Genomic DNA, 9,613 nt, shown 5'->3' with positions numbered 1-9,613 from the left:
CTCAAGCCCCGGGCCAGGGCCCGCACCCCCGGACCCAGCTCGTTGGCGAAGGCCTCCTGCAGCCTCCCCCGCCGTAACATCCCGTAAAGTCGGGGGAAATAGAAGAACCCGGCCGCACCGCCAAGGAGAAGGGCAAAAAAAGAACCGGCGACCATAAAACTCAAGCCTCCGGCCAGCAGGGCGCCCAGGGCGGCTACCTCGGCGGCCAGCTTCTCATCGCCGCTGAATAAGTCCAACCGCCAGGGCGACCGCCACCGGGATTTAAACCCCGCTCCCCTACGGCCCCCGCGCATCTGTTCCAACCGTTCCGCTAAAGGGTTACGCTGCCGCAAGGCGAAAAGCCCCACCACCAGGGCTATAGCGGTCAGGAAAGCCATAACACCGGTAAATAACAGCATCAGTCCACCGCCTTCCAGTTGCGGTAAGGCCGCTTGGCTCTAAGCAGCTCCAGGCCCCTGCCGCCAGCACTTACTAACTTATCACCCTCCAGGCAGAATAAAGGCTCAATCACTACTCCCTTATCCCAACCCACGGCGGCTATTTCCACCACCTTGCGCTCCCGCCCGGCCCGGGCCATCTGCACCACCACATCCAGGCTGAGGGCTACCTTGTGCTCAATGGCCCGGCTGTCCCCGTAGGCGCGCCCTTCCGCCGACTGCAGGACCATATCCGGGAAGCGCATGGTAACCGCCTCCCGGGGAGTCTCGGCATGGAAGGTGGTCATAATCGAATGGCCGGCGGTTGTGGCCGTGAGTACATAGTAGGCCTCCGCCGCCCGGCACTCGCCGATGATGTCCCAGTCATGCTGGTGCCGCAGCTGGGCCTTGAGCAGCACGGGCAAGGAGATCTCCCCGGTGCCTTCCACATTAGGGAATTTAGCCACCAGCCGCCGCACATTCCGCCGCCTGGGGAACTGAAGCTCCGCCACTTCCTCGGTGGTGGCCAGGGTCTTTCCTAAGGGGATCAGGTCGGCCAGGGCGTTCATCAAGGTCGTCTTCCCCACCCCCACCGGCCCGGTGACGGCGATGTTGAGGCCAATATCTACCGCCAGCTTCAAAAACGCCGCCGCTGCCGCCGTAAGGGTCCCCCGCCGCACCAGTTCCTCCAGGTCCAGGAACTCCGGGAACTTGCGGATGCCCAGGAAGACCCCGTTCAGCTCCACCGGGGCGATGCTGGCCGTCAGCCGGGAGCCGTCCGGCAGCTGGCAGGTTACCAGTGGGCTATTCTCGTCCAGCCTGGCCCCGGCGACTCCCACCAGGCCCCGGGTGATGTTCAATAGGTGGTCCATATCCCGGAAGCGGACCCTGGCTTCAGTTATCTCCCCTTCCCTTTCCACCAGCACCTTGTCCGGCGCGAAGACCTGGATCTCCGTAATCTTGGAGTCACGCAGCAGGTCATATAACGGCCCGTAACCCATGACGTCCAGGGCCAGGCCCCGGGCCAGTTCCCTTAACTGGCCGATGGACATATCCGGCCTTACCCGTTCCAACTCTTCCCTAAAAACCCGCTGCAGGTAGTCCCGGTGCCCTTCCGGCCGGCGCAGGACCTCCCGGTTCTCCCTCCGGATACGCTGGATCGCCCGGTAGCGCACCTTTTCCAGCATGTCCGGCTCCAGAGTAGCCTCCCAGTTCGCCATTCAAGTCTCCCTCCTTAGACAGCCGCCCGGCGCCGGAAAAACCCGGCCACATACTCCCAGGGCCGTTTCCTGTCGCCCGCATCAGCAAACTCCCGGCCCATGAGGTTAGCCAGCAGCAACCCCGCCGCCCGGCTAAAATCGCAGTATGGGTAAGCCAACACTGGCGGCACGCCCCGGTCAGCGGCCCGGTCCACATGGATATCCTCCGGCAGCCCCGGCAGCAGGAGGGGGATACCCATATGCCTGGCAATATCCCCCTCCTTGAAGCCCGCCCGCCAGGAGCGCCGGTTCAGCACCAGCCGCAGTTTTCCCGGATCCAGGCCCCACCTGGGCACCAGTTCGTCCAGGTCGTTCTTGATGCTCTGGACGGTGGGCAGGTCCGGTCGCGCCACCACCAGGACGGTATCAACCGTAGAGAGAAGATAGGGAGTATAGTTGTTCTCCTTGCGGACCGCCGTCCCCAGGTCGTAGATCACCGTATCGAAATGCGGCGACAGCCCGGCATGGACTTTTTCCATCAGCCCGGCGGTGATGTACTCCTCGTCGGTGGCCCGGGCGGAACGCGGCAGGAAATACAGACCGCTGGCCTCATGCAAAAGCAGGTATTCCCGCACCATATCCCAGCCAACCCTGCCTTCCGTCATGTCCAGCCAGGCCGGCAGGGTCACCCGGGGATTGGGACAACCCAGCCAGTAGCTCAAATTGCCGCCGTCGGCATCGGCGTCCACCAGGGCCACCCGGTAATCCCTCCTGATCTTCCGGCCCCGCAGGGCCAAAAGAGCCCCAAGGCTTACAGCCAGGGCCGTCTTGCCCACCCCGCCCCTGGTACTCCAGATGGCAAGGGATATTTTTTTTCTATCATCCGGGCCGGTTTCCGGCTTCTCTCCGGCCCGGGCGGGAGGCAAAGGCGCGGGCGCTTCCTTAAAACCGGCATCCTTTAACGCCGCCGCGACCTCAGCGGCAGCATTATTAATGGATACCAGCACGATGCCCCGGGCGGCCATCTGCCGCCACAAGGCCGTATCGGCCAGGTCTTTATCCTCCACGGCCAGGAAGAACCGGCAACGAGGGTACCTGGCCGCCATTTCTTTGACCAGTTCTACCCCGCCACTACCGGGAAACCCGGCTACAACCACCCCACCGTCTCCCGGAACGGCGGCCCTGGCCGCCGCCAGATCGGTGGCCACCCCAGCCACCGGCGGCGCCCCATCCGGCCACCCGGAAAGAAAGACTTCTACAAACTCCTTGCTGCCCAGGACAATAACGCTAGCCGTTGCCAGAATAAAAACCCCCTTCCTACTTACCCAGGAGGGCAAAGGATATGGCCGCACCCCCGGCCAGGGCCTGCTGGTACTTGCCGTTTTCCTCCGGCGTCAACCCCAACAGGATGCCTTTATCATTGACCACCAGGACAGGCGCGGCACTGGCAACCACCTCATACCTACCACCCCTGGCGTCTTTATATCGGGCCATAACCTGCACCTTGTCCCCCGGCTGCAAAACACCAGCCAGGTTGGTCTCAATATCTGCCTTGACGGCCAGGGCCACCAGGCCGGGGTAGTCGCTTAAAAGCCCGCTTATACCCGCCTTGGCAGGCGGCAGGAGCATCGAAGCCCGCACAACAGTACCGGCCGGGATATATCCCCGGGCCACCTGCCCCACCGCATGGCTTACCGCGGGCAAGGCGTCTTTATATAGCGCCGCTCGTGGCACCGGCACCACCGTGAGATCCCCGGGTGACAGCACCTGATGGCTCTCAATGTCCTTTGCCGCCACCACCGCCGGGACAGCGCCGACCTTCTGGTTAACCGTCGTTATAGCTCCAAATACCGCCAGGCCCCCACATATAAGGCCAATTGCCAGCATCAACCGGTAGTTCTTAAACATCGCTATTCCCCCCTGCCACTCTCCAGTTGCCCCAGGGCGCCACCACCAGGTTGCCGTCATCCAGCTTTACAAGCAAATTCCTTGGCCCCGGCCCCCTGGCTCTCGCCTGTATGATCCCAGTCTGGCCATACAGCGGGTGACTTTTGTCCCGGTTCACGTATCTTACCCGGTGGTTCTTACCTATAACTGCTTTCCCTTGCTGGATGGCTGGTTCTGGATCAGAAAGGATTAAATCAGAAGCCATATAACCGCTCCTTTCGGTGTAAGAAAAATTGTGCTACAATCAGCGTAACAACCAAAAAATAAAGCGCGGGTAATGCCGCGCCATAAGTAAAACCTATAGAGAAATTATTTGGTTTTTGCAGGTATTAGGAAGTTGTATGTATATGAGCAGGCTTCTCGATCCTGGAAACATAGGAGCGAGAGATGCCCATTTTGCGGGCTATATCCCGTTGGGTACGCCGCAGGCCATGGAAAAGGCCGAAACGCATGACCAGAACTTTTTTCTCCCGCGGCGTTAAAACATTCACTTTTTGCATAACCTGTTGCCGTTCGTAAGAAGTTTCCACCATTTCCGCTACATCCTGGTCCGACCCAAGGATGTCAATCAAAGCAATTTCATTTCCTTCCTTATCCGTCCCGATGGGGTCATAAAGGGAAACCTCGCCACGGGTCTTTTTCATGGCACGCAGGTGCATGAGAATCTCATTTTCAATACAGCGGGCGGCATAAGTAGCCAGCTTGGTACCTTTATTCATGTTGTAAGTATTAATTGCTTTGATGAGGCCAACGGTACCAATGGAAATCAGGTCGTCGTTATCCTCACCGGTATTCTCAAATTTTTTCGTTATGTGGGCTACCAGGCGCAAATTATGCTCGATTAAAATATTACGGGCCTTCTGGTCCCCCTGCTGCCAGAGTTCCAGGTACTTTTGCTCTTCTTCCTCACTCAATGGCTGGGGAAAGGCGTTATTGGTAATGTAGGACAGGAGGAGGCTAATGCCCTTTAAAACAGAAAGGGCAACCAAAGCAATAAAGCCGGCTTCCATACTCCATACCTCCCGGGCAGGATAGCGTTACCCTTTATATATTTTATGGAAGCGCGGCTTAATAGGTGCTTGTCCTGGAGATTTATATTTATTTTATACCGGGGAGTAGCCGTGCCGCCGGCGTAACAGTTCGGCAAAGGCTTGGCGGCTGCCGGTACCGGTGCCGGGTTGTCTTAAAGCTTCCTGGTCCAGGCCCAGCCGGGTGGCTATCCCCGGCTCCTTCTCCCGGTGTCTGTTCCATATCTCCTGCCAGGCCTCCAAAAGCCCCGGCGGCTCCCGGAGCAGCCTTGCCAGTTCCTCCAGGGGTTAGTCCTGGTTTTGCACCAGTTCCTTGAAGCCCTGCCACCATCGCTGCCAGCGGCTGGTGCTGATAGCCAAATTCTTACGCAAAATGGTGAGGTCTTCTCCGCTCAAGTAACGGTCAATAGCCAGCGCCGCCCAGAGGTTCCGCATTAGCTGGCGGTTCTCTTTCTTCATACCGGCCACCGGCAGCAAAACTCCTTTTTGCCAGAAAGATTGCAGGATGGCGCGAATGCCCCGGTGGGTCTGGGGGAATAGGACGCAAAGCCTGGGAGTGTCCAGAATGGCATCCTGGGCATAGGCCTCTTCGAGCAGGCGTGCCAGTCGGCCCCTCTGCAAAGCCACCGTCCCAAACTCGGCCATCAGCTCGATGTCTTCTTCCGCCACCACTGTAAGATGGATCAGTTTCTCGGTTTGATTGGCCCGGGAACGCTTCTGGTGGTTCTCCCGGCCGGAGATGCCAGGAAACTCAATTTGGCTCGGCGCCCGGGTCAACAGGTTAGGTACTCCAGAACGTCTCGCGCCACCAGGACGGCTTCTTCCAGGGGCACTTCTCGCCTGGTCCGGATCTCGCTGACCAGGTGGTTATACAAGCCTTTGGCCTCCAGGGAGGCCGCCTGGGTGAGAATACGCTGGCGGAAAAAGGCTGGGCTACCCGCGGCTTAAAACCTCGCTTGTCCAGGTTTTTCCGCATGGATTCGCCACGCTGGCTTTTTTCCTGCTGGCCAGAAGCCTAATCTAAGCCGGGTAAGTATTGCCAGGTTAACAATTTAATTATGAAGCATTGGCTGCTCTTTTACAAAGGATACTTGCCTTCCTTAAGCCCCGTCTCAAAAAGAGCCAAAATATTTTCAGGAGGAACTTCGAACTGGATGTTGTGAACTGCGGCTAATACATACCCTCCTCCTTTGCCAAGCTGTTTAATTCGTTTCTTTGTCTCTTGACGTACATCATCTGGAGTTCCTCTAGACAATACATGTTGGGTATCAATTCCGCCCCAAAAAGTTATACGGTCACCAAATTGTTCTTTTAACTCTACTGGGTCCATATCTTTAGCCGAAACTTGGACCGGATTGAGTACATCAACACCAATTTCAATAAAGTCTTCAATCAATGGGCGAACATTGCCACAGCAATGGTAGATTAGCTTCTTGCCAGATTTTTTCTTGACAAATTCAAAGTAGTCCGCTTGATAAGGTTTAATTATCTCCCGGTAGGTCCTGGGTGAAACTAACGGTGCTTGCTGGGTGGCCAGATCATCTCCTATAAAAACAAGATCAATATAATCTCCCACTGCTTCTAAAAAAGCTTGATATCGCGCTTTTTGGATTTCCGTGACACGGGCTAGTAGTTCTTTGGCAAAGTCAGTATTTGCTATGGTATCAATTAAGAATTGTTCAAACCCCCGTAGCCTCCATGACGTTGCAAAGATGGCTTGAATCTCTATATTACCGATAATACAGTAATCCGTTTCTTCATGTAGCCTCCTGGCTTCCTCTTTAAGCCCCTCAGTACGGCCTGGATCATAGGGATCGGGCCAATCAAAGTTAGATAAATCCCTCAAGGTAGCATTCTTAAGTGGATGCTCAATAATGTCATAATAAAACCACTTCTCATTAATAGAGCGCTTATAAACGATCCCCCACTCATTTTTAAATACATCATCAGATAACCACTTATCTTGGGATTTCTTGGGAGGGTTATCATGAATCATACGTGTATCAACCTGAAGATAACGCGCTACTTCTTCATCCAAAGCAACCGTTTGGAAGATATTACCTAAAAGTCGAGGTTCTAATTTCAAGCCTAAGTGTTCTAAAAGCTTCTCATAGGCCCCCAAAGTCAAAGTGGTGCACCTTGTTCCCCCGAGGTCCATGGGAACTCTATCCGGTTCTACATGTTCCAGGGTCTTTAATACGCGTTCTCGTGGCTTCATTTTTAAATTAACTCCTTTTACATAATCTATATTGTCAATTTTTAATGTCAATTATATATATACCTATGCTTTTTGTTACTCCCATATTTCTAAGGGCCTCTTCTATCGCCGGTGCATTATGAGGGGTTAAGATAACATTATCCATTTTGAAAAGCGGGTTTTGCCGATCACTAACAATTTGGCGCCCTTCTTGATTACTTCCCGGGTAATATTAGTTAATGAACGTACCACCACGGGCTCTACACAAGCAATCTCTTCCATAAGTTGTCCGGGGGTCATATTGTATTTAAGTACCAGTTCAACTTCCGGCTGCAGGAGATCCAAACCTGCTTGATGAATTGGTTCGGTAACCAATACTTTGGGTTTTTGTTGTGTCATCTTGTTTCCCTCCCAAAGTTCTCAACCGCTCAATATTGCTAATCCCTTAGATAAAATAAGGGGCCATTTTCATGGCCACTTACTTTCAACTTGATAGCCAGATATAACTGCCTACTTCTTTATAACAGAAAGATTGGCCCGTTTCCCCCTCCAGAAAACCCTGGAAGAGTTCAAGTTCGAGGCCTTCCCCGTGTTGAGGAAGCCCTGGTCCGGCAGCTGGCAGCAGGAAAATTTATCAAACGTCGGAAAAACATTGTGACGAACGGTAACCCTGGACCGGGAAAATCTATTTAAGCATAGCTTTAGGCATCAAGGCCTGCCTTAACGGCTATACCGCCCGTTTTTTCACCGCCGCCAACCTGGTTACCAGGCCTTCCTCCGAAGCACAAACATCTATAAATAAATTATTTTTCAAGGGTAGCTAAAAACTCTTCGACCTGGGCACGAGTAGGTGTAGCACCTGCGCAACCTTTATTTAAACAGGTAAGAGCACCCACCACATTGGCAAAGCGCGCTGTCCGCTTTAAATCCCAACCGGCCAGATATCCGGTTATAAAGCCTGCGTCAAAGGCATCGCCGGCCCCCGAGCTATCTACCGGTGTAACCTTTACCGGCGGTTCAGTAAAGATCTTTCCTGGTGTGCCGACCATACAGCCTTCGCCACCAAGTTTGAGTACCACGATTTTCGGCCCACGTTTGAGAATACTTGTTACAATGGCTTCAGGCTCTTCTAACCCTGTTAATATCCGGGCATCCTCCAGGCTGGGAAAAACGATATCAGCCATTTCAAAAGATAGGTTTATGACTGCTTTGGCCCGGGGTAAGGACCAAAGTTTCAGGCGTAAATTCGGGTCATAAGAGAAAAGCACACCTTTTTCCTTGGCGATTTCTGCCGCCCGGAAAACAGCGTCACAGCTGCTGTGGCTAATGGCCTGGGTAATGCCGCTGGAATGGAATACCCGCGCCTGGCCAATATATTCAGGGTCAATGTCATCAGGCGAATAATGGCTGGCAGCGCTGTCCTTGCGATAATAAGTAAAGTCGTGTCCCCCATCCTCACGGCGAGAGATGAAATAAATAGCCGTAAAACTGTTGGGTTCTACAATGGCATGGGAAGTGTCTATCCCTTCCCGCTCCCACAGGTTTAAAAAGGAACGTCCAAATTCATCGGAACCGATACGGCCCATAATGCCTACGGAATTCCCTAGCCGGGCTGCAGCTACAGCAAAATTGGAGGTATCCCCGCCCCAACCGGTATGGAAAGTTGAAATCTCGCTTAAACGTCCTATTTCGGCAGCATTGAACTCAAGCATGGGTTCTCCCAAAGAGATAATTTGCGGCATATTAATTCACTCCTTAATTTAACATACTATGTTGATAAACGGTTGGGGGGAAAGGCCCTTCCCCACGTCATCATGGGTCAACGGGGCAATGCCCGCTACCTTATTAGGTAGAAATATTGGACAGCATAATCCTACTTGTGTAACCGTCGGGATAGGACAACCGGTAAAAACGCTGGATGGAAATCCACGCCACCCTCCGGTGGGATTGGGTTGGTGACGACCACCCAGGAGATACTCCTGCGCGGCCGTCACCAGTAACCCACCTAAGCCAAAATAACTATCACTAAATCCTGGCCCACTTCTCTACCGCTTTAACTATGGACTTCAGTTCTTTTATGTCTTCCGTTTGTTTTCGTTCCGTCTCTTCGATCTCTTCCGCCTTAAGTAATACTTCTTCCGCTTTCGCCCTCGGTACGACCACTACCCCGTCAGTGTCTCCTACTATGATGTCTCCGGGATGTACCATTACGCCTCCACATGCAACGGGTATATTGCTCGCTACCGTCACAATACGCCCTAACGTGGTGCTGGGCACAATGCTCCGGGAGAATACCGGAAAGTTAAGTTCTTTGAGTTCATTAACATCCCGTACTCCTCCATCCAGAACCGCACCTTCGAAACCGTTTACCTTCGCTCCTGTCCCCATCAAACCCCCAAATAGGGCATAGTCTTTGGCGTTTTCTGCTGAAATTACCAGAACTGACCCTTCTTCAGCACTATCAATGGCCTGCAGCGCGAGTTTCGGACCTTCGTTCTTCAGCGCAAATACTTCTTTTACTGTTACGGCCGGTCCTACAATTTTGCAGTTAAAGATGGGTTTCATTTCGTGGGTCATAAAGCCCCGTTCCCCAGTAACTTTGTCTACTGCATCTGAAACCGAAGCAGTGGCTAACTTGCGAAACCGTTCTACCAGTTCTTTGAGTTCCATTTTTTTAGACCTCCTAATCGTTTTTAGTTATCCTTATTCTTCTTTTTTGACCGGGTTACGTAAAACACCGATTTCGGGTATGATGGCTTCCATTATGTCGCCCTCTTTTACGGTGTCCGGAGCGCCAATATCTCCCAGCGCTATGATGTCCCCTAC

11 protein-coding genes and 1 pseudogene are annotated in these 9,613 nt (G+C 53.6%); all 12 read right to left on the bottom strand.

Annotated elements, in window-relative coordinates; all coding sequences use genetic code 11:
- Positions 1-398, bottom strand: a pseudogene (locus MOMUL_RS14790) (hypothetical protein); the annotation flags it as partial.
- Complete coding sequence (locus tag MOMUL_RS14785; protein WP_062286141.1) at positions 398-1,636, bottom strand: TadA family conjugal transfer-associated ATPase; 1,239 nt, start codon at positions 1,634-1,636, stop codon at positions 398-400. The gene MOMUL_RS14785 and the pseudogene MOMUL_RS14790, both read right to left, overlap by 1 nt.
- Positions 1,637-1,650: 14 nt before the next feature.
- A complete protein-coding gene (locus MOMUL_RS14780; protein WP_153018448.1) occupies positions 1,651-2,967 on the bottom strand; it encodes a CpaE/TadZ family protein in 1,317 nt (438 codons plus the stop codon).
- Positions 2,933-3,523 (bottom strand): Flp pilus assembly protein CpaB, encoded by a 591-nt coding sequence (cpaB, locus tag MOMUL_RS14775; RefSeq protein ID WP_062286137.1) that lies wholly within the window; start codon positions 3,521-3,523, stop codon positions 2,933-2,935. The genes MOMUL_RS14780 and cpaB overlap by 35 nt, the downstream gene beginning before the upstream one ends.
- Positions 3,516-3,767, bottom strand: a complete 252-nt coding sequence (locus MOMUL_RS16425; protein ID WP_062286136.1) for a hypothetical protein — start codon at positions 3,765-3,767, stop codon at positions 3,516-3,518. The genes cpaB and MOMUL_RS16425 overlap by 8 nt, the downstream gene beginning before the upstream one ends.
- A gap of 124 nt (positions 3,768-3,891) precedes the next feature.
- Entirely contained in the window at positions 3,892-4,572 is a 681-nt protein-coding gene (gene sigK / locus MOMUL_RS14765; RefSeq protein WP_062286134.1) for an RNA polymerase sporulation sigma factor SigK, read from the bottom strand.
- Positions 4,573-4,665: 93 nt separating this feature from the next.
- On the bottom strand, positions 4,666-4,833 hold the full coding sequence (locus MOMUL_RS16780; protein WP_161485037.1) for a hypothetical protein: 168 nt from the start codon (positions 4,831-4,833) through the stop codon (positions 4,666-4,668).
- A 45-nt stretch (positions 4,834-4,878) separates the two neighbouring features.
- Entirely contained in the window at positions 4,879-5,367 is a 489-nt protein-coding gene (locus tag MOMUL_RS14760; protein WP_062286132.1) for a DUF1670 domain-containing protein, read from the bottom strand.
- 301 nt (positions 5,368-5,668) lie between these two features.
- Complete coding sequence (locus MOMUL_RS14755) at positions 5,669-6,859, bottom strand: uroporphyrinogen decarboxylase family protein (RefSeq protein ID WP_153018447.1); 1,191 nt, start codon at positions 6,857-6,859, stop codon at positions 5,669-5,671.
- 75 nt (positions 6,860-6,934) lie between these two features.
- The gene (locus tag MOMUL_RS14750) at positions 6,935-7,186 is read right to left on the bottom strand and encodes a Rossmann-fold NAD(P)-binding domain-containing protein (RefSeq protein ID WP_062286130.1); all 252 of its coding nucleotides are present in this window, start codon (positions 7,184-7,186) and stop codon (positions 6,935-6,937) included.
- A gap of 404 nt (positions 7,187-7,590) precedes the next feature.
- Entirely contained in the window at positions 7,591-8,529 is a 939-nt protein-coding gene (locus tag MOMUL_RS14745) for a sugar kinase (protein ID WP_062286129.1), read from the bottom strand.
- A gap of 283 nt (positions 8,530-8,812) precedes the next feature.
- Positions 8,813-9,457, bottom strand: a complete 645-nt coding sequence (locus MOMUL_RS14740) for an RraA family protein (protein WP_062286128.1) — start codon at positions 9,455-9,457, stop codon at positions 8,813-8,815.
- Positions 9,458-9,613: the final 156 nt, after the last annotated feature.

The sequence above is a fragment of the Moorella mulderi DSM 14980 genome (assembly GCF_001594015.1).
Lineage (GTDB): Bacteria > Bacillota > DSM-521 > Neomoorellales > Neomoorellaceae > Neomoorella > Neomoorella mulderi.
This window is presented reverse-complemented; position numbering and strand designations above follow the sequence as displayed.

Excerpts from the sequence above, each read along its gene's own strand:
- MOMUL_RS14785 (WP_062286141.1), bottom strand. The coding sequence starts at position 1,636 with ATGGCGAACTGGGAGGCTACTCTGGAGCCGGACATGCTGGAAAAGGTG.
- cpaB (WP_062286137.1), bottom strand. The coding sequence starts at position 3,523 with ATGTTTAAGAACTACCGGTTGATGCTGGCAATTGGCCTTATATGTGGG.
- MOMUL_RS16425 (WP_062286136.1), bottom strand. The coding sequence starts at position 3,767 with ATGGCTTCTGATTTAATCCTTTCTGATCCAGAACCAGCCATCCAGCAA.
- sigK (WP_062286134.1), bottom strand. The coding sequence starts at position 4,572 with ATGGAAGCCGGCTTTATTGCTTTGGTTGCCCTTTCTGTTTTAAAGGGC.
- MOMUL_RS14750 (WP_062286130.1), bottom strand. The coding sequence starts at position 7,186 with ATGACACAACAAAAACCCAAAGTATTGGTTACCGAACCAATTCATCAA.
- MOMUL_RS14745 (WP_062286129.1), bottom strand. The coding sequence starts at position 8,529 with ATGCCGCAAATTATCTCTTTGGGAGAACCCATGCTTGAGTTCAATGCT.
- MOMUL_RS14740 (WP_062286128.1), bottom strand. The coding sequence starts at position 9,457 with ATGGAACTCAAAGAACTGGTAGAACGGTTTCGCAAGTTAGCCACTGCT.